General features: G+C 41.8%; 15 protein-coding genes. 3 read left to right on the top strand and 12 right to left on the bottom strand.

The genetic code is table 11. From position 1 onward, the window contains the following. Positions 1 to 75 precede the first annotated feature (75 nt). Complete coding sequence (locus tag M9194_RS13600) at positions 76 to 810, bottom strand: DUF481 domain-containing protein (RefSeq protein WP_250613220.1); 735 nt, start codon at positions 808 to 810, stop codon at positions 76 to 78. Between the two features lie 202 nt (positions 811 to 1,012). Beyond that, positions 1,013 to 1,519 (bottom strand): GNAT family N-acetyltransferase, encoded by a 507-nt coding sequence (locus tag M9194_RS13595; RefSeq protein ID WP_250613219.1) that lies wholly within the window; start codon positions 1,517 to 1,519, stop codon positions 1,013 to 1,015. Between the two features lie 252 nt (positions 1,520 to 1,771). On the opposite strand from M9194_RS13595, the gene M9194_RS13590 reads away from it, so the two are divergent. Then, positions 1,772 to 1,915 carry a hypothetical protein gene (locus M9194_RS13590; RefSeq protein WP_250613218.1) on the top strand — a complete coding sequence of 48 codons (144 nt, stop codon included), beginning with the start codon at positions 1,772 to 1,774 and terminating at the stop codon, positions 1,913 to 1,915. On the opposite strand, the gene M9194_RS13585 is transcribed toward M9194_RS13590, so the two are convergent. Further along, positions 1,907 to 2,746, bottom strand: coding sequence for an alpha/beta fold hydrolase (locus tag M9194_RS13585; RefSeq protein WP_250613217.1), 840 nt, complete (start codon positions 2,744 to 2,746; stop codon positions 1,907 to 1,909). The two genes, M9194_RS13590 and M9194_RS13585, sit on opposite strands and share 9 nt — an antisense overlap. A 416-nt stretch (positions 2,747 to 3,162) precedes the next feature. Between M9194_RS13585 and M9194_RS13580 the strand changes: the two genes are divergently transcribed. Next, complete coding sequence (locus M9194_RS13580) at positions 3,163 to 3,651, top strand: hypothetical protein (RefSeq protein WP_250613216.1); 489 nt, start codon at positions 3,163 to 3,165, stop codon at positions 3,649 to 3,651. Between the two features lie 10 nt (positions 3,652 to 3,661). On the opposite strand, the gene brnQ is transcribed toward M9194_RS13580, so the two are convergent. The 7 genes from brnQ to M9194_RS13545 form a co-directional block, all read right to left on the bottom strand. Continuing rightward, the gene (brnQ, locus tag M9194_RS13575) at positions 3,662 to 4,996 is read right to left on the bottom strand and encodes a branched-chain amino acid transport system II carrier protein (protein WP_250613215.1); all 1,335 of its coding nucleotides are present in this window, start codon (positions 4,994 to 4,996) and stop codon (positions 3,662 to 3,664) included. A 133-nt stretch (positions 4,997 to 5,129) separates the two neighbouring features. Continuing rightward, positions 5,130 to 11,294: a non-ribosomal peptide synthetase gene (locus M9194_RS13570; RefSeq protein WP_250613214.1), complete on the bottom strand. Its 6,165-nt coding sequence runs from the start codon at positions 11,292 to 11,294 to the stop codon at positions 5,130 to 5,132. A gap of 684 nt (positions 11,295 to 11,978) precedes the next feature. Further along, entirely contained in the window at positions 11,979 to 13,223 is a 1,245-nt protein-coding gene (locus M9194_RS13565; protein ID WP_250613213.1) for an MFS transporter, read from the bottom strand. 292 nt (positions 13,224 to 13,515) lie between these two features. Beyond that, the gene (locus M9194_RS13560) at positions 13,516 to 13,992 is read right to left on the bottom strand and encodes a heme-degrading domain-containing protein (protein WP_250613212.1); all 477 of its coding nucleotides are present in this window, start codon (positions 13,990 to 13,992) and stop codon (positions 13,516 to 13,518) included. Between the two features lie 10 nt (positions 13,993 to 14,002). Continuing rightward, positions 14,003 to 15,043 carry an oxidoreductase gene (locus tag M9194_RS13555; protein ID WP_250613211.1) on the bottom strand — a complete coding sequence of 347 codons (1,041 nt, stop codon included), beginning with the start codon at positions 15,041 to 15,043 and terminating at the stop codon, positions 14,003 to 14,005. Between the two features lie 2 nt (positions 15,044 to 15,045). After that, complete coding sequence (locus M9194_RS13550; protein ID WP_250613210.1) at positions 15,046 to 15,804, bottom strand: DeoR/GlpR family DNA-binding transcription regulator; 759 nt, start codon at positions 15,802 to 15,804, stop codon at positions 15,046 to 15,048. 81 nt (positions 15,805 to 15,885) lie between these two features. After that, positions 15,886 to 16,551, bottom strand: coding sequence for a pyridoxamine 5'-phosphate oxidase family protein (locus tag M9194_RS13545; RefSeq protein WP_250613209.1), 666 nt, complete (start codon positions 16,549 to 16,551; stop codon positions 15,886 to 15,888). A gap of 99 nt (positions 16,552 to 16,650) precedes the next feature. Between M9194_RS13545 and pdxR the strand changes: the two genes are divergently transcribed. Further along, complete coding sequence (gene pdxR, locus M9194_RS13540) at positions 16,651 to 18,081, top strand: MocR-like pyridoxine biosynthesis transcription factor PdxR (RefSeq protein ID WP_250613208.1); 1,431 nt, start codon at positions 16,651 to 16,653, stop codon at positions 18,079 to 18,081. Positions 18,082 to 18,120: 39 nt separating this feature from the next. On the opposite strand, the gene M9194_RS13535 is transcribed toward pdxR, so the two are convergent. Together M9194_RS13535 and M9194_RS13530 are read right to left on the bottom strand one after the other, a co-directional pair. Continuing rightward, entirely contained in the window at positions 18,121 to 18,879 is a 759-nt protein-coding gene (locus tag M9194_RS13535) for a substrate-binding periplasmic protein (protein WP_250613207.1), read from the bottom strand. A gap of 125 nt (positions 18,880 to 19,004) precedes the next feature. After that, complete coding sequence (locus M9194_RS13530; RefSeq protein WP_250613206.1) at positions 19,005 to 19,904, bottom strand: LysR substrate-binding domain-containing protein; 900 nt, start codon at positions 19,902 to 19,904, stop codon at positions 19,005 to 19,007. Positions 19,905 to 20,079: the final 175 nt, after the last annotated feature.

Raw genomic sequence — 20,079 nt, 5'->3', positions numbered from 1 at the left:
ATGGAGCACTATCCATACTTGTGTCTAAGTTTATCTGGAAAGAAGCAATATGTTATTGGATGCCTCTACAAGCTTTTAAAAAGAGTAGATAACATTAACACTAGAATAATAGTCGGTTTTCTTCGTATTTTTGCTTCCCTCTGGCAGGTTGGTATTGTGAGTAATGGTATAACCAAGCTGAAGCCCTAGATTGTCTAGGATCTTTGTGGTGAGCGCGGATTTCGCTTTAAGCTGGGTATTATCTGAACCTGTATTGACGTTAAATGTTTGCTCAAACGATGCCACTTTACTGATATTCCACACAAAGTCGCTGGACATTTGTCCCACCAATTCCTCACTTTTCTCACCAGTTTCCGCTACACGTTGGAATCGATAACCTGGGCCAAGTTGAACATCTAGCGTCACCTTTTTATTGCCTATTAGCTGTTTACCTAAACCAATGGCATTTACAATCGTAATATCATAAGTACTAAACTCATTGTACGTATTACTACTGGTATAAGAGACGAAATCCTTCTTGGTTTGGTAGTAGTTTACCCCGACTTCTAGATCGTAAAGCTCAGCGGAAGTCTCTCCTTCGCTGGTATTATTAATCGCATTAAAATTGACCTTATTATTCCATTTGTCTTCTTTGTATTGCAGGGTTACGCCACCATTAGTGCTAGACGAAGTGGTGTTCCCTCCTGTTGCACTAAAACCAAATTGAACATTTCCACTCCAGGGTGGTTCCTTTTTCTCTTCTGCAGCAGCGGAAAATGACGTGCATGCGACCAGCACCAAAACAGTATAAGAAGGGAGGTTTTGTTTCATCCTTTGAACCTTAAATTACATCAGCCTTTATTGATATCAAGCTTTATATATCATGAAGACCGTCAGCCATTTGTAAGGCTAAGTTTCACATTTTGTTAATTTAAGGTTATCAATAGACATATCAACCACTACAAGCTGATACTTTATATAAAAGCGGTCGTAACAATATCTAACAGTGATATTTCAGATAAAGGGCTAAAGCTTATAAATTCAGCGAAAAAATATGATCGTCGTATTTGTTATGACCGATTTCATACGCATCTGGAATAACCTCACTCAACGTAAAACCGCATTTTTCTAATACTCTTTCCGAAGCAATGTTCCCAGCTGTGACAATGGCCGAGAAAGCGTCAATTTGATGGTGTTTTTTACCCCAATCAATAACACTACCAAGACTTTCTGTTGCGTAACCTCGGCCCATAAAGTTTGGCAGAAATAAATAACCGACTTGGGCTATTTGACCGGACAGTTTAAATCCCGTAATTCCTACAGCTTGCTCAGACTGCTTTTCTCTAACCACATAAGTGAACCAGTGCTCACCGTTTTCTGTCGGCGGGTTGAATCGAGATTCAAACTGTTCTCTCACTTGTTCATTGGTGGGAATATCCCAGCACCACTTTGCAACGAGTGGGTCGGTTTTCAGTTGCAGAAAAAGAGGCCAATCTTGAGCTTCAATCAGGGTCATAAATAGACGTTCACTAGTAAACACAAACCTCTCCTTTTGGAATGAATAAATTATGTCAGAATACAGACATAATCAGTATATATAAACGACACTTTAATGAATAAATATTAACAAAGAAAGTTTATTGTTAATATTTCATCCGGATCAATTTTATAAAAATCTTTGTTTTCCTTAGTGTCAATATTGTATTGATATTATTGTTGTTAATATATGTAACTTACTCTTACGGAATCATCCCTCTTTTATACCATCAAAAATATAAGACTAAGGTAGTGTATGAACGATTCAAATTGGGAAGTAGCCATTGTTATGTATATGCTGCACCTCAACATGACCCGCAAGGAAGCTTGCGATGCGCTTGGAATCCCTTTCCGAGAAGCGAGTGAAGAAAATAACGAGAATATACCCAAGTTACTTTGAACTTGGGCTATTCGTTGATTTAACTGGTGGGATTGAAGACAGCATAGCCTTAATTTCAGTAATAATGGTTTGAGGATCATCCCACAGTATAAAATGCCCTTGGCCCTCGACTTTCACTAGCTTCTTAGACTTTCCGGATAAGCGAGCCAATGCGAAAACAGAATTATTTGGATCAGATATGCTGTCGTCTACGCCGTGAATTAACGTCACAGGTACATTATTTAAGCTGAGCCAGTTTTTATGGCTCAGTTTATTAAGCTCAGAAGAAAGTGGCATCATTTCCGCATTTGAACGACTCCAGTTTTCTGACAGAAATACATTCACCAGCCACGTATCTGCTATCCAGTTATACCATTTGGGTTTTTCCAATTTAGGATCAAAAGCAGGAGCGACGAGCACTAGGCCTTGGACTAAATCTGGATGCATCAGCGCAACATCAAGTGCGATGGGCCCACCCAATGAATGGCCAACAAGAATATTAGCTTTGTCTTTTGCAAGTAAGGGCAAAATAGAATCGGCTTGTGAATCTAAGCTCGCATCTAGACGGTGTGGAGACTGGCCATAACCTATTCTATCGACGGAAATCAGCTCAGCATGTTTTTGCAGCCACTTGTCGTTCAAATAGATTTTGTAGGCCTCTTTACTTCCTGGTGAGCCATGGATAAATATCACGCGAAAGTGGCTATTCACATCACCTTGCTTCACGAAAGCTAATTCGCCATCGGTATATAAGGTCGCGACACTCGCTGTTGTCGCATAACTGTTGGATTTAAAAATAAACCCAACGAATAACGTTAAAATAGCCGCGCTGAACAGTCTTTGTTTCACCATCACTTTCCTCTACTAGGCCCGCTTCCAGCTGAAGCATCGGCCTCCAAGCTATTGCTTACTTCTCACCCATATTACTGTGCGGTCGTCTTTATTTTGACCATCAATATTGAAATTTGCTACTTCGGATACGAGTTTTTCACTGAACAAAGTGTGATTAGAAGAGTGGTATATCGAAAAATACGATGATTGTGTTTTAATCAATCCGAATTGTGTATATAAACTTCCGTACGATTCCCTATTAAACATAGTTTGCTTGAAAAATAAGTAATTTGTTTCATTAGTAGCGATAAGACATCTAACAACAATATGTAAAACTTATCAATAATAGTTATTTTGTAAAATTTTTTTATAGACTTTGGAATATTGCCGTGCTACAAAAAATTAAGCAAACACATATCCATCATAAGGAAGTTAACATGCAGTACCAATGGAACGACTTTCAAGAAACAAAGCCGTCAGAAAATGAGCAAGTATTATATCTGCACATCCAGACTAACGAATTGTATTTAGGCACCTACCATGGACCGCAGAATGAAAAAGACGCTCACTTTCGAGGAGTGAGGTTAGACGGTGACTGTGGATATAATGAGATAGCTTGTCGTGGTAATCTTTTTGGATGGGCCAAACTTCAATTACCTGAAACCGTGCCCAACAGTTGGAACTTATTGAAGTCCGATGGTCCACTCAAGCATGTTTCAGGTAACTTACTGTATTCCGAACAAAACTTTATGGTCAAACGTCACGATGAACAAAAGGACATCGGCATAACAAGTGACGGGAAACAACATAAGATTAATCTTGAACAAAGGGAACACTGGTGGTGTAGCCCAGAGCGCCCTTCAGTCAATCAGTTTTGGTCGTCCAGTATGATTTGGCGTCATATGTCAGGTAATGCGCCAATATAGGAAAGAGGCTTCAACGATCGCTACGTCTGTAAGAAAGACCTATCTGAGTCGTATCTTTCAAGCTGAAAATCAATACCACGATCATTGGCAAAACCCAAGCTAAACCCTGCTTTGCCAATGGTAAATGGTCAAACCACGGTAAAGAAAGCCAGCGAGGAATTTCGTGATACTGCTGAGCGATATCACGTAATGCGTCGCACAAACTAAACATAGCCGTCACTGCCATTATCACGCGGTAAGACTTTTCAGGGCTAGAGAGTTTTTGTTGGACAAAGGTAAGTAAAACTAAGGTTATTGCTAGCGGATAGCAAAACTCCAATACTGGAGACGAAATCTTTATTAAACCGTTTAAGCCTAGGTTACTTACTAAGATACACGCTATCCCACTAATCACTACCCATGCTCGATAGCTAAAGTATTTCAGGTGTTTACTAAAATATTCGGCACTAGCCGCTAATAAGCCTACTACTGTCGTTAAACATGCCAAGGTAATGATTGAAGCAAGAATAACGCAACCAGGTGTGCCGAATAATTTAATAATATAACTGGTTATTATTTGTCCACCATTTTGGCCAGGTAAGGCGATGCCTTCACTTGTCGAACCTAGATAAAATAAGGATACATATACAAATAACAAGCCAGCAGCCGATATGATTCCTGAGTAAGATAGATATTTACACAGGGTACGTTGATCGGACACACCTTTTTCTTTTAATACATCCGTTATTAGTGTACCAAACATGAGAGAGGCAAAAATATCCATCGTATTATACCCAAGTAAAAAACCTGAGCTAAATGGATGATGGATATATGTACCAGTTGCAGACGGGGTTCCACCTTGGGGGTGAAGTATAACCGATATTGACAGTACCACTAGTAATCCAATAAGAATTGGCGTTAACACTTTTCCGATAGCATCCAATAAAGTGCCTTTCTTAAGTGCAAGGTACACACAAACAGTGAAAAAAATAATCGAATAAACGACCGAGCTGAACTTAGGGAAAAACGAAGCTACGCCCATATTATAAGCCACAAGTCCAGCTCTGGGGCACACCAATGCCGGGCCCAAAATAACGTTTATCGCAATACCAAACAGTAATGCTACTTTCCGGGGTAAAGGCGTTGTCATATTCGAGAAGCCGCCTTTGGACAAAGCAACAGAAATGAGCCCTAACAAGGGCAGTCCTACACCGGAAATAATAAATCCGACTACAGATAAAGGCATGTTACTCCCTGCCTCAAATCCCGATTTAGGTGGAAATATAATATTTCCAGCGCCAAGAAAGAAGGCAAAGGTCATAAAACCTAAGCCAAATATATCAATAATGGTTAATTTTTTACTCACGAAAAACCTGTAGAGTTATAAGTATTTAATTTCTATTTCCCATCGACATCCTTGTACAACAAAAAAGAAGGGTATAGTAAGCCATCACTTTTACCTAAAGCGTGATGGCTTACTTTCAAATCACAATAATAAATTAATGACTGATTTCGCGCTCAATAAAGCCAATATCATTCCAATAGCTATAATAAGTATCCAAGAGGTTACTTATGTTTAAGCTCAAGTTTGACTGCTCAACATATTCCCGTTCAACGACAATTTCTTGATGCAACTTCGGCTCTAAGTAGAAAGACTTGAACGGATACAATGCGTTATCAGTATCAATATTAGCTACCCATTTTTCTGCCCACTCTTTAGGGCATACAAATTGTAGATCATGCCCTTTTTTCACTAAGTGCTCTATTTTTTGCCGCCAGTTAACGGACGAAAGATAGCCTAAGTTCACGATCTCTTGGCTGTGCTTACTCGTCATACTGCTCGATACTAATAAGCTAGCTAATACGTCGGCGGGACTAATATCGAGATTATACGAAGCCCAATCCGGTGCAGCCCCCATTTGCAAGCAGCCCTTGATCAGGTTTAACGTATGGTTAATATCTGCATTGGACGCGCCGTGTCGAGTACAACCAGTAATATTACCCATTCGATATATAGTACCAAACAACCCTTTCTCAAAAGCCTGTTCCACCAAACGCTCAGATACCCACTTTGACTGAATATATCCATTATCTGCGTTTGGCGCTTCAGCAACAAACTTCTCTCTAATACCGCTGTCATCCGTTGGAGCCGAAGACATGGTTGAGACATAGAACATTTTCTTCGGTGAGCCTTGTTGGCATAGCTCTAAAAAGTCCAACGTACTGATTACATTCGCGTTGCGAAGTGTTGAATAACTGTGCAGATGATTTACCCACGCACCACAGTGATATATTGCATCAATACTTTGCTCTAATTCACCCCAAACCTCGGTAGACAAACCAAATTTGGACTCATTGAGATCACCACACAATACTTCAACCCGTTCATAGTCCACATCCAGTCGGTACTTTTGGCAAGTTGAGCGGATCTTGCTCATGCATGAGGACTCATCCTCACCGCGAACTAAACAATGAACAGTGACATTTGGCATTTGATTTTGCAGCTCATGCAGCAAATGAGCACCCAAGAAGCCCGTAGCACCTGTTAACAGTGCTCTTTTTATCTCAACATCATTCGAAGAGATGAACGGTTTCTCCAGTTTTAACCACTGATCTTCGATGCACATTTGAGCATCATCGGTATCGTCATTTTTCGTATCACCATCGAGTATACTCGCTAGCTCAGACAACACTGGGGAAGAGAAGACCGTTTTAACTTCGAGTCTTATTCCTAATTGCTTGTTAATTTGGTCTATCATCTGGATGACTAATAAAGAGTGTCCACCAACTTCGAAAAAGTGGTCATCGGCACTTACCTCATTCGTATCTTTTAGCAAACCTTTCCATATACCCACCAATACCTTTTCAGTTTCGGTTCTTGGTTCAACGATTTGTTGCGCAGGGGCGACGGCAAAGTTGGCTTCTGGTAACTTTCGCTTATCCACTTTTCCATTTGCTGTTAATGGAAAGCTATCCATCACCATCATCCCTGATGGGATCATGTATGCTGGTGCATTCGAACGTAATGATTTTAAGATATCGGCCTGATTTAGCCCACTGACACAGTAGGCAAATAACTGCTTCTGTCCATTGTGATTAACTGCAATGACAACCGCTTGCTCAACTTCCGGGATCTGGGTCAAAAGCCCTTCTACTTCACCCAGCTCTAACCTAAAGCCACGAATCTTCACCTGATTATCAACTCGGCCGATGAACTCAAGGCTACCATCACTTAACCAACGAACTCTATCACCCGTCTTGTACATCATAGAATTTGCTGGCGTATTCGCTCGAACGTCTTTACGTTCAAAGAACGGGTTAACTACAAATGTTTCTTTCGTTTTCTCAGGCTTATTTAAATAGCCATCAGCAAGCCCCAGTCCACTCGTATAAAGCTCTCCTGGAACCCCCACGGGTTGAGGTTGTAAGTGTTCGTTTAACACGTAGCATGTTGTATTAGATATCGGCTTGCCAATAGGAATCGAACGTCTACCACAGTCTGTTAATTGTATTGGATGCATCGTGGTGAAAGTGGTATTTTCTGTTGGGCCGTAACCATTCCAAATTTGTTTCGGGGGTGTTGCCGAGTTTAGCACCGCCGCTATAGATTTCGGGTTCAATGCATCACCACCCACCATCAAGTTATTGAGGTTACCAAATGCATTCGGATTATCTGCCGCTAACTGATTAAATAGTGCTACTGTAAACCAAGCATCTGTCACGCGCTTGCTCTTAAGCTCTTCTTGTAGCGCATTACTATCGATGACAGTTTCGTAAGGAATAACAACGACACTTGCACCATTAAGCAGTGGCGCCCATATTTCCAGCGTTGAGGCATCAAAAGCGATATTACCTGCTTGCGCATACACCGAATCTGGAGAAACGGTGATGGTTGGGCATTCCACAACCAAACGGGTAATACCACGCACTGGCACCTTCACGCCTTTAGGTTGTCCAGTCGAACCAGACGTGTACATAATGTAGGCAACATCATCTATCGCCTGATGAACTGATTCAAAAGGCCCGAAATCCTGATCTGTGAGCAGTTGATCTAGCATCACTTCTGTACAAATATTTTGTCGACCTTGGTGAGCCATCTCAGTCACCAATAAACAAGAGCCACTGTCTTGCAAAACGTAGTGTAAGCGCTCATCAGGATGACTTGGATCAAATGGTACATAGTGAGCACCGACTTTTATGATGCCAAGAATTAAGGCAATCATGGCATCATTTCTGTCCACGGAAAACGCAATCGAGCTGCCTTGAAGAGACTGTCTATGGGTACACTCTAGTAATGCATGAGCAACGTTATCGGACAGCTTATCCAACTGCTGATAAGTCAATACACGATCTTTAAACAATACAGCCGGAGAATTAGGGTATTGCTGAACACGATGTTGGAAGTGTGAAATGAGATCTAGTTCTTCTAGCTGTGCGCTCGTTTTATTCAATTCTACGAGATGATGCTTAACATCACTCTCACTAAGTAAGGAGATGTCATTAACTTTAGACGCACCGCTCGTCATTGCTTTTAGAACATTTTCATAGTTTGATAAAAGCTGAGATTGAATTTCTTCAGACCAATAACCTTTACGAAACGAAGCTTCGACCTTTAATCCTGACTCTTTTCTAAAAGTAACGTTGAACAACAAATCAAACTTAGCGAGTTCCGGCTTAAGTATATGCTGACTCGAAGTCACTCCCGGTAAATCCAGCGATTTGCCATCACCACCATCTGTATTCTGTAGTACGAAGGCCACCGAACATAGTGGGTGCTGGTCACCATTACGTGGGATGTCTAACATAGACAACACTTTGTCTAAAGGCGCCGAACCATGCTCAAATGACTCCATCAGCATCTGATTGTTATTGCGAATAAAATCTTCAACCTGCTGTTGTTCATTAACCTGTGTGCGCAAGATGATTGTGTTGGCAAAGAAGCCTATTTGTTTTTCCAATTCCTTAACTGGACGATTCGCCCAGATACTGGCAATAGGCACATCTTGCTGTGAACAATATCTCGACAGCACTATGGAAAGGCCAGAATACAGGATGTTAAATAGACCTGTTTGGTTGCGGATTGCCAACTGCTCCAGCCCTTTGGAAAATGTATCTCCAAGAGTGACACTGCTCACTATAGTCTCGTTACTCACCTCTGAACTGCTGCTCGTTGGGAGTTCTAATGGCTTCACGCCATCTAGACTGCTCTTCCAGAATTCTAGAGATGAGCTAAAGTTCTGCTCTTTTTGCCAAGCACAGTAATCTGTATATTGGATATGAAGGTCATCCAACGCTGCATTCGATTCACCAATTTCCTGAAGATAGAAAGCTTTTAGATCAGAATAGAAATTCCCCATAGACCAGCCATCGGTAATGATATGGTGAATATTAACCAGCAAATAGTAAGCACCGTCATACCTATAAAGCCTGACACGCAGTAATGGTTCGTTTGCTAAATCAAACGGGCGTTCCGCATCATCTTCAAGCGCTTTGTTTAAAGCATTCTCTGATTCTACTGAGACGACTGGTAGGGAAAAGTCGCAAGAGCCAACTTGTTGGAAGCCTTGACCGTTTGATTCCACAATTCGCACATGTAAACTTTCGTGACGAGAAATCAGTTTTTCAAACGCCGCTTCAAGGGCTGATGGTGAGAGGTTCCCGTCTAGTTTAAACGCTGAAGGGATATGGTATAGCGCTGATGGACCTTGTGTTTTTTCGATCACCCATAAACGCTGTTGTTCAAATGATAGCGGTATTAATTGATGCTCTGGATCTCGTCTCTGTATCGCATTGTTCGCGATTCCTATTGAGCCACATTTCAGTGTTTCAATATAAGACGCTAATTCAGATAAAATAGGAAACTTAAAGAAATCAGCAATTCTAACTTCAACACCCATTTTGCTTAGTAGTTGTTGCTTTACTTTCACTACCTGCAGTGAATGGCCGCCAAGCTCAAAAAAGTTCCCATTACGGCTAATCGGAGGCTCTATGCTAAGGATTTCTGACCAAATAGACGCTAAGTTTTTTTCCATGCTGGTTTCTAGCGGTACTATCTCGTCGTTCCCTACTAACGCAAAATCGGCAGCAGGTAACGCCCGCTTATCTACTTTACCATTCGCGGTCAAAGGGAGCGTGTCTAAACACATTAATTGAGAGGGCACCATGTACGTTGGGACTTTCTCTCTAAATTGACGCTGTATGTCAGTAGATGATAAATCGCTAACACAATACGCAACCAACTGCTTTTGACCATTGTGCTCTTGTGCTATAACGACGGCTTGTTCTACACCTTCTAGATCCGTCAGTCGCGCTTCAACCTCACCGAGCTCCAATCTAAAGCCGCGTATCTTCACCTGATTGTCTACACGACCAATAAACTCTATACTTCCATCATCCAACCAGCGAACTCTATCGCCTGTTTTGTACATTATTTCCGTTGCAGGCGTTTCACTTCGTACTGTTTCGTTGTCATAAAACGGGTTTCGAACAAAGGTTTCTCTTGTTTTGTCTTCTTTATTAAGATAGCCCTTTGCCAAGCCAAGTCCACTAGTGTAAAGCTCACCTGAATGACCATGCTCAACAGGACATAAATTTTCATCCAAAACGTAGCAAGTAGTGTTTGAGATAGGTTTTCCAATTGGAATTGAGATTCTGTCGCAATCTTCAGCTTGAATTCGGTGCATGGTAGTAAACGTGGTATTTTCTGTTGGACCATAGCCATTCCAAACTTGCTTTGGAGGTGTCTCTGAGTTTAATACCGCCGCAATTGTTTTTGGGTTTAGTGCGTCACCGCCGACCATCAGGTTATTAAGACCACCGAAAGCATTTGGGTTATCAGTTGCCAGCTGATTGAACAGCGCTACCGTAAACCAAGCATCTGTAACCCTCTTGTCCTTGAGCTCATGTTGCAATGCAATGCTATCAATCACGACTTCATAAGGAATAACAGCAATCCTCGCCCCGTGAAGAAGGGGTGCCCAGATTTCGAGTGTGGATGCATCAAAGGCAATATTACCAGCTTGTGCAAACACCGCTTCTGGAGATACGTTAATTTCCCTGCTATCGAGAACTAAGCGTGTGATCCCTTTCTGTGTGACTAGAACACCTTTAGGTTGCCCAGTGGAACCTGATGTATACATGATATACGCCAAGTCTTCTGGAGATGTTTTAACAATATTGAATGCTGCTGAGTCATCTCCGCCAATTGCATTCTCTAAGACTACCTCCCGACATATGGACTGACGTCCAGCAGAAGCTTCATCAGTCACCAACAAACAGGCTGAGCAATCTTCTAATACGTAATTAAGGCGCTCGTCTGGATGAGTTGGTTCAAAAGGAATATATGCCGCTCCGACTTTTAGAATAGCAATAATCAGAGCAATCATCTTTTCATCGCGCTCTAGACAAAAAGCAATATTTTTCCCACGGAGATCAATACCATCAAATTGCTCGACTAAATGACGTGCTATTTGATTTGAGATTGTATCAAGCTGTTTATAAGTCAGTGAGATATTCTTATATTCAACCGCAATAGCTGATGGGTTTAATTGTACATTCCTTTGAAAAAGCTCTACTAAGCTTAACTCTTCCACTGAGCATTTTGTTCTATTGAATTCGACCAAATGTTGCATTAGGTCAGATGATAACTGAGAGAAGTTAGACACAAGAAGCCTCAATAAATAGTACTAGCCACATTGATCAATTTTTCTAATAACGAACTAAAATGTGGAAAAACAAAACACAGGTCACAATTCATAAAAAATCAGACTAAATGACAACAATTGTGATTTTAATCACAATTAAAGGCAATTGAATTGTAACTATCTGTAAATATGTCGCGAATTCTACGAGGAAAGAAAAATAAATCAATACAAATATTGATTAGATTTTCTAATTTCAAATATTAGAAAACACTGACTTTAACCTACTATGGATAATTGAAAATCGACAAAGTTAGTTAACTGTCAATAACTGGCTACATTATCAACAAACTTAACAAAATCTTTATATCCGAATGAAAATCTGTCTCTCAAACCATAAATAGAATATTAAATAAAGCTAATGGATAGTAATATCTAACTAAGAGAATAAAGGCTTAAACAATAACTATAAACATTACATACGATAAACAACATAATAACAATTGAAATAACAAACCATAAAATTGGATTTTATTTTTGATAAAGTTCAAGATATAGATTTAATAAATAGGGAAAGAACGTAGAAACGGACAGAACTTGGCAGATTTATAAACGCCACTATTCTCAGCTATGACGTGCTCAATTCGCTCAAGCCATGCTGAGTATGATTGTTCAGATTGGAGCAATATCTAGCTATAGATCTGTAGTTTACGCTTTCGCAATCTGCTTAATCGGCTGAATACGCCAAGTGAAAACAACCAACAATAGCGCTAGAAATGCAAAGCCTGCTGTGACGTAGAAAGATATCGTCAAGCTTATTGCCATTAGACCGCCACCGACAAAGGACGACAAGCCAGCCGCCAGCGTGAAGCCTGCCGTCGTTACCCCCATTACCCAACCTTGCTCATCGTCTGAGACGCTACCGGAGAAAAGGCTAAGTATTGCAGGATACGCCACACCAAAGCTTAAATAGAAGATGGCAATAAACACGTAGCAGTACAGGAAGTGAGTGCTCAACACAAATCCTAACGTACTGAGGGCCATAATCAGTGTGACCGTTGAAACTATCGATATTTTATCAAAACGTTTCAAGATGGGAGCAACTAGGAATAGACTTGCGCTTGCCATTGCTACGCCGAGCACAATCATTTCCATGTTGGTGCCAAACAAGCCAATATGGAAGCGACTTGTCATGTAGTTAGTCATAAAGATGAAAAACGCATTATTGGCTATCATAAACGCAAAGTAAGCCCAAAATAGTCGACCAACGACGGGTTTCTGGCGAATGTGTAACAGTTGAGTGAACACTTCTGACAGCTTGATTCGAATGCCTTTTATGGGTGGCTTGGTATCAGTGTAGTAGCGTTGAACGAGGAAAATGGTCACCACAATTAGCAAAGTCGCGACGTAAAAGGGTAATTTGAGGCTCGCGTAGTGTCCTAATAAGCTAGAGTCAGAAAATACTCCGCCGATTATTGGACCACCGACTAATCCTGCGCTAATACCTGCGACGATCAGTCCCATATTACGCGCTTTTTCTTGCTCACTATTACTAGCGTCTATCATGGCCGCTTGAGCGATCGGTTGATTCCCTGCGGTAAAGCCGCTGATTGCTCGGCCCAGAATAAGCAGCCATAAGCTATTTACGAACAGCGATAAGATCGTAAGCAAATACCCAATCAAAGCGCCAAACAAACAAATCACAATGCCTTTTTTTCGACCGATACTGTCTGACAATTTAGCAATGTAGATAGCGCCAAAAAACCAAGCGATAAAAAAGATACCGATACAAAGGCCGTAATATAAGTGGCGTTCTGCTTGGGAAGTAGACAAGGGTAGAAAGGAAAGATGTGTCGACATGATCAACTCATTGACAATAGGAAAGACTAATCCCTGCCCTATTAAATCAACAAAAACGACCGCTAGTAGTGCTACTCGAGCGAAAATAGACATTAGGTATCTCTTAGACAACCAGTATAGAAAATCGGGGCTATTCGAGCAGAATATACCATTAATAACAACTAGCTCTTGATGCTGTCACCTAATTTGTGCTGTAAGCCATTAAAACAACAAAAATATTACTTAACACTATATCTTTATTACCAAATCACATGAGTTACTTTAAGGTTATCAATATTTAATATCAATATAAGTTTACCATGAATAAATTCATTATAATTATACAAAGAAACCTAGCTCAATTTAGGAATAGAGCTAGGTTTACAATGATTATCACTGCCAAATGTTAAGTGTCTTCGTTCTCATAAATAATCCCTCGAAGCACATTCACCACCAAATTATGGTCCTCTTCTTGCGGTAACCCAGAGACAGTCACAACACCAATTAATCCACCTGACTTAAGGCGAATGGGAAAGGCACCACCATGGGTGCAATATTCCTTTGCATCAATATGTGGCTGAGATTCAAAGTCACGCTTTTTCGAGGCATTATATTGGCCAGAGAAGAAAGTGCTGTGGCCAAACCGCATCACCGACTGACGCTTGCGACGGATCCACTCTTGATTATCCATAGATGTACCTTGCATGGCGTAGCTAAATAGGACTTGTTCAAAAGCGTACACTTCTATTGCAACCTTGGCAGAGCACTTCTCGGCGGCTTGCTTCAGTGCACAACCTATTTGCCATGCTATGTTGTTATCAAATTCAGCAAACAACAATTGTTTTTCTTGATCTAGCAGCTCGGTTAAATTGATGGTATTCATTTGATGATCCTTATTTAGCCACAGCTAGCGTTTTACCCAATCGACTACTTTCCATTGCCAACTCGATCAATTCTATCGTTTTTAATGCGTCGCTTGCCGCCACTGGGGGCTGCTGCTCGCCTCGAATTGCTTTCGCCATCTCGGAAAAATAGTGCTGGTAACACCCAAGCTGCGTTTTTACCCGTTCTGAATCTTCCATGTTATAAAAAGTCCCATACTGACTGTCCGTTTCTTCTGACCAGTCGTCAGTGATTGGAAGCACTCCGGCGATTAATCGCTCTTCTTGAGGATCCAAACCATATTTTTCATAACTGCCTTTTGACCCTTTTACACTAAAGCGTTTGTTTGGCCCGGCGCTATATAAGTCCCCATGCAGGATTGCCAAATGTTCTGGGTAATGGAATACCAGATGAAAATAGTCAATATTGGTTGAACCCTCTCGCATGATTTCACACTGGGCCGTTAGTGCGTTGGGCACACCAAACAAGTAAACGGCTTGATCTATCAGATGAGAGCCCAAGTCAAACAAGATACCACCACCTACCGACGCTTGTTCGCGCCAGCGCTGGCGAACTTGGGGACGGAAGCGATCAAAATGCGATTCAAAACACTTCACCTCACCAATTTGATTCTCTTCGATCAGTTTTTTAACGGTAAGAAAATCGCCATCCCAACGGCGATTATGATAGACACTGAGCACGCGCTGTTTCTTCTCGGCTAACTCGATAAGCGCCTTTCCCTCAGAAGAGTTCGTGACGAACGGTTTTTCCAAAATCACGTGTTTATCGTTTTCTAACGCTTTTTTGGCTAATGTAAAATGCACATCATTCGGCGCGGTAATAATGACCAAATCTGCATCAGATTGCTCCAATAGCTCTTCGGCACTCGCGAAGGGCTGCGTTTGTGGCCACTGCTGTCTAACGTCGTCCGTTTTACTGGTGCTGATTGCTGAAAGCTCAAAGTCAGGCAATGAGGTGATGAAAGGAATGTGAAATGTTTTGGCTGAAAATCCAAAGCCAATAACGGCGGTTTTAATTGGCGCTGAAGTCATTTTTAGTTCTCGCTGGATGTTACTATCAATTGAATATCATGGGTGCGTATTAAGTCGCAAAGTGAAGCCGATGGGGCTTGATTGGTAACGATGACGTCTATTTTTTCGAGGTCACAAACTTTAAACACATGCTGCTGGCCAAACTTACTGCTTTCACATACAAGAATGACCTTTTGCGCTTGCGATATCATGGCTTTCTTCACGGCGGCCTCTTCTTCGCTGGTCGTTGAAACACCGTGACTTGAAATGGCGCATACACCAATGAATGCCTTGTTCACGTGGTACTGAGAAAGCTGAGCAATCGCAGTCGAGCCTAACATCGCCCGATGGAAGTCGTTAAATCGTCCACCAATGAGGTGTATGGCTGTCATTTTCACTTGAGAAAGTTGAGATAAGATATCGACGGAATTAGTGATGACCGTTGCAGGTTCGCTGAGGTAAGAAGCCATCGCGGTGAGCGTCGTACCGGTATCGATGATAAGATAATCGTCAGGTGACACTAGGCTTGCGGCAGCTTGAGCTATCTCTTGCTTTGCTTGGCTGATGGGCTTATCGCTATAGGCAACAGCCCCTCCCGTGACAGACACGCAAATCGCCCCTCCCCTAATACGCTCTATACCTGGTAACTGAGTCAGTTTGACCAGATCTCGCCGAGCAGAGTCTCTTGAAATTTCAAATCGTTGGCAAATATCCGTTAAAGTAATTTTCTTGGCTTTCTTTAACCATGTTTGCATCGATATCAATCGTTCTTCTTGCGTCATAACACTTACAATTACTTATTTATTTAAGTAATTGTAAGCGCTTTAAGTGGCTATTGCACGATCTTTATTTTTGAAATGATCTCACTCGGCTTGTTCACACCACCGACTTCCATATGCTCCGCTGTAATCTGGACTAGTAATCTGCTCTGATAAACCCTGAACAGGAACCAGTGGACCAACCTGAGTCTTATAGGGAAGGTATCCAGCCCAGACAGGAAGCTCTAGATCCGCTTTGTCATCGTTAACTTCTCCATTACTGACCTTAACTGATGCTTCTTCAAGAGAAAGCCGAAGTACCATCGTTGCAGCAAGCTCTTTGTCATTGCTCAATCTGACTTCATTGGTTCGGCCGGGGGCAATTTGTTCGACAAAGTGGTTGAGCAAACGATCTTTTTCGTTCACGTCCATAATGTTTTCAAATGAGCCAAACACTACTGCGGAGCGATAATGTGCACTATGATGAAATGCCGAACGAGCCAGAATCCATCCATCAAACAGTGTGAACGTCAGGCAAGTTGACTCTCCCTTTTTTAGACTACGCATCAAGCGACTATTATTTGCTCCGTGGATGTACACATGGTTATCGACCCTCCATGCAAGCATGGGAATAACGGCTGGCCCCGATTCCTCTATGATGGCAATGTGAGCGATCAGACATTCATCAATAATCTTATAGAGCATTTTCTGGTCTAAAACGGCTTTGTGTGGGGCTTTCTTAATCTGTGTTCTTTTACTTTGCGAAATCATTTCCACTCCAGTGTTTGGCACATTTGACGAATAATTGAAATTTAGCAATCAACTGGTACTATTTTTAGAGCCACTTTTAATAAATATACAGGTCCAGTTATGGCTCTAATCGACATTGGTGACTTAGCACTGCCCACAACAAAGGGAGCCAAACAAACGTTATTATTCCAAGTAATAAGAGACAAAATCGTCAATCAATTATGGCCTAAAGGTGACAAACTGCCTTCAACCAGAAAGCTCGCCGATGAGCTTTCACTAAGTCGCAATACAGTGACCAGTGCTTATGAACAGCTGGTCGCCGAAGGCTATATTGAGAGTCGCAAAGGCTCTGGGTTTTATGTTTGCATTGAATTACCCGATCACTATTTTAGCGGCAGTACGAGCCACTCTGTTCCACCGAACAAAGCAAAAGACCTAGACATCAATGCCCCATTCTCATCGGGAATTCCAGACTTAGCGCAATTTCCACTAAAAACATGGCAACGCATGCTGCAACGACATTCTTCTCGCTTGTCAATTTTGGGCAATCAAGATCTTCAAGGGTGTCTAGAACTGCGGGTGGCTCTCGCTGACTATCTTGCCACAAGTCGAAGTGTGCATTGTCACTCAGGGCGGATCATCATCACATCGGGAGCACAACAAGCACTGGCTATCGCGCTTATGGCGACACTTCAACCGTCAGATTCTATTTTGATGGAACAGCCGGGTTACACACAAATGAGTAAAATCATTGAGCTGCTGGGCATCCAATATATAGCGGCAAATGTCACCCCCTATAACGGCTTGGATTTGGATAGCATCACACAAAGCGCCGCCAAAGCATTATATATCACGCCAAGTAACCAATACCCGTTGGGGACCACACTTGATACCAACCAAAGGCTAGCCCTTATTAATTGGGCCAAGCAATCTAATCGATGGATCATTGAAGACGATTACGATAGCGAATTTCAGTTTGCTCATCGACCTTATACGAGTTTGCAAGGACTAGCGGGGCAAATGGGAAGAGATGACTGTGTTATCTATATCGGTTCATTTAGTAAAGTCATGTTCAATAGCCTACGGCTGGGTTATATGGTGGTGCCTGATGCTTTAGTTACTCAATGTTTAATGATAAAAGATGCCATATCTGGTGACTCACCCTCTCATGTTCAATCAGCACTTGCAGACTTTATTGTAGAAGGCCATTTGGTGCGACATATCCGCAAAATGCGCAAACTATACGAGCTCAAACATCAAACTATTACCCAAGCAATTAGTCTCCATTTTGCCGATAGTGTTGAGATAATCAGCCAAGCCGCTGGTCTACACGTGACGATAAAATGGCAAGTTGGCATTAATGAAAAAACCTTCACTGAACAAGCCAAACAAGCAGGCATCAATATCCGTCCTTTGTCCTACTACGAATCCCTAGGTTTCAGTCATCGATCTTGGCAAGGCGCCATTATTGGCTATGGTAATACCGCTTTAGAAGATATTGCGCCTAAAATCGCTCTGCTTGCCCAGCTTTTCACGGGTGACAATATCTAAATCAGCGAGATGTAGACACTCACCAGCTGAAATTTCATACTAGCGCTGCCCATATTTTACATACACCTTATCGATTTCACCGCTTGCTTGCATTTCTTTCAGTGCCTGTGATAATCGTCTAATTAGATCTTCTTGATTCGGTGTTTTAGCGGCTTTAGAAATGACTAAGTATGCCCCTCTTGGTGGGAACATTGGTTTAGGTAGCGCTATGATAGACTCTGATAGACCCATTTTTGATAACCAGTAATAGACTTCTTGTTGATTGCCGATAAATACCTCTATCCGATTACCATGAAGCTTTTGTATATTCTGCTTCGTAGAAGATTCTTCAATTTGTATTAGCTTGTTTTTCCTTGCGTGAGCAAACGCGTCACCTAAGTAGAAAGCGGTGTTAATACCAATAAATTTGCCATGTAGATCATCAATAGATTGAAAATCAAACTCTTCACCTTTACGGACAAAGACTTTGAACGTGCTCTCGTGGATCGGGGTGGGTATAAAATTTGCGAAAGACTCTCTTTCCTCACTTCTAAAGAGGGAAAAAGCACCATCTATATGTCCGTGTTTGGTCTGGTGAATAACTCGCTTCCAAGGAACCAGCTTTATTGTGATAGGGATACCGACCTTTTGGCTAAGCTGGTGAATAATTTCCACGTCAATACCAGTTAGCTTTCCAGATTCAACCCAAGCGTAAGGTATGAAGTTTTCCATCGAGTAAAGGGTAATCTGAGCGGGAAGGCTGGATGAGAAAAAGAGCAGGGGCAATGCCAGCCACTGAATAACTTTCTGTAGTCTCATTAGCAGCCTCCAAATTGATAAAAACTTCACCTATGTCACTAGGCCACGCCCTAATAAAGTATATGTGAAATACACGGTCGCGCTACTCGGATTGATTTAACCTCAGAAGGTGTGCGTGCCCTAATTTAGTCTGTCAGGAGGCCGCCTTTGAGACCATCCCCAAGTCTCTCAGCTAGAAAATCAATCAACAAACGAACTTTAGGAGATAAGTTTCTGTTGTTTGGGTAAAGTGCCCAGATACCTTCTCTTTCATCTCGATAGCCACTTAAGACTTCTATCAACTCTCCCAATTCCAATGCCTTATGCACGTAGTAATCAGGGAGTTGCACCAACCCTAACCCTCGTATGGCGGCATCTAATAAAGCAAATCCTGAGTTGCAACGTATCCGTCCGGAAACCTTCAATGATTTAGTTTTCTTGTTATCCAAAAATCGCCAATGTTCTGCAGAGCCAACTAAACAATTGTGGTCGCTCAGTTCAGCAAGAGTGGTAGGCATACCATGTTGTTCAAAATAGCTTGGCGCTGCGCAAACATACAGCTGCCGGGTAGAGAGCCGTTTTGCAATCAGACTAGAATCAGCCAAGCGCCCCATGCGAATAGCCATGTCCATGCCAGAATCCACCAGATCTACTTTTAAATTGGTGAGCGTCAACTCCAAATCAACTTGCGGATAGAGTGCTAAGAACTCATTTATCAAAGGCGCAATATGCGATTCACCAAAGGTAACCGGAGCCGTTATTTTTAACAACCCTTTGGGACTGGCTTGCATCTGCGTGACTGCAAGCTCTGCGATTTCAAGGCCTTCAACTAAGTTTCGGCAGTGCGTGTAATACAGCTGACCTGCTTCAGTAACCGTTACTTTTCTGGTAGTTCGTAGCAACAGCTTAACCGCGAGCCTGTCTTCTAGAGCTGATACGCGTCTACTTATCTGAGCGACTGACGTTTTCAATTTTTTGGCAGCCGCGGTAAACGAGTAGTTATCAACGACAGCAACAAATTCCGACACCCCTTCCCAATCATTCATCACGATTCTCTTTTTACTAATTTAGATCTTATTATTACATATATGTAAAAGATATTTTCAAAATACATGGATTATTAATTCATTGGGAAAAATTAGAATAGCCGAGATCAAACGCCATGTATTGCTTAATTTCTAATGCATGGCGTGAAAATATTTTAGTTTTAAGGAGTTCAGC

Source organism: Vibrio sinus (genome assembly GCF_023634645.1).
Lineage (GTDB): Bacteria > Pseudomonadota > Gammaproteobacteria > Enterobacterales > Vibrionaceae > Vibrio > Vibrio sinus.
Note: the sequence above shows the minus strand (reverse complement) of the source record. Positions and strands in the feature narration are given on the sequence as shown.

Coding starts and splice junctions, on each gene's coding strand:
- M9194_RS13600 (WP_250613220.1), bottom strand. CDS start 810: ATGAAACAAAACCTCCCTTCTTATACTGTTTTGGTGCTGGTCGCATGC.
- M9194_RS13590 (WP_250613218.1), top strand. CDS start 1,772: ATGAACGATTCAAATTGGGAAGTAGCCATTGTTATGTATATGCTGCAC.
- M9194_RS13585 (WP_250613217.1), bottom strand. CDS start 2,746: ATGGTGAAACAAAGACTGTTCAGCGCGGCTATTTTAACGTTATTCGTT.
- M9194_RS13580 (WP_250613216.1), top strand. CDS start 3,163: ATGCAGTACCAATGGAACGACTTTCAAGAAACAAAGCCGTCAGAAAAT.
- M9194_RS13565 (WP_250613213.1), bottom strand. CDS start 13,223: ATGTCTATTTTCGCTCGAGTAGCACTACTAGCGGTCGTTTTTGTTGAT.
- M9194_RS13560 (WP_250613212.1), bottom strand. CDS start 13,992: ATGAATACCATCAATTTAACCGAGCTGCTAGATCAAGAAAAACAATTG.
- M9194_RS13555 (WP_250613211.1), bottom strand. CDS start 15,043: ATGACTTCAGCGCCAATTAAAACCGCCGTTATTGGCTTTGGATTTTCA.
- M9194_RS13550 (WP_250613210.1), bottom strand. CDS start 15,804: ATGACGCAAGAAGAACGATTGATATCGATGCAAACATGGTTAAAGAAA.
- M9194_RS13545 (WP_250613209.1), bottom strand. CDS start 16,551: ATGATTTCGCAAAGTAAAAGAACACAGATTAAGAAAGCCCCACACAAA.
- pdxR (WP_250613208.1), top strand. CDS start 16,651: ATGGCTCTAATCGACATTGGTGACTTAGCACTGCCCACAACAAAGGGA.
- M9194_RS13535 (WP_250613207.1), bottom strand. CDS start 18,879: ATGAGACTACAGAAAGTTATTCAGTGGCTGGCATTGCCCCTGCTCTTT.
- M9194_RS13530 (WP_250613206.1), bottom strand. CDS start 19,904: ATGAATGATTGGGAAGGGGTGTCGGAATTTGTTGCTGTCGTTGATAAC.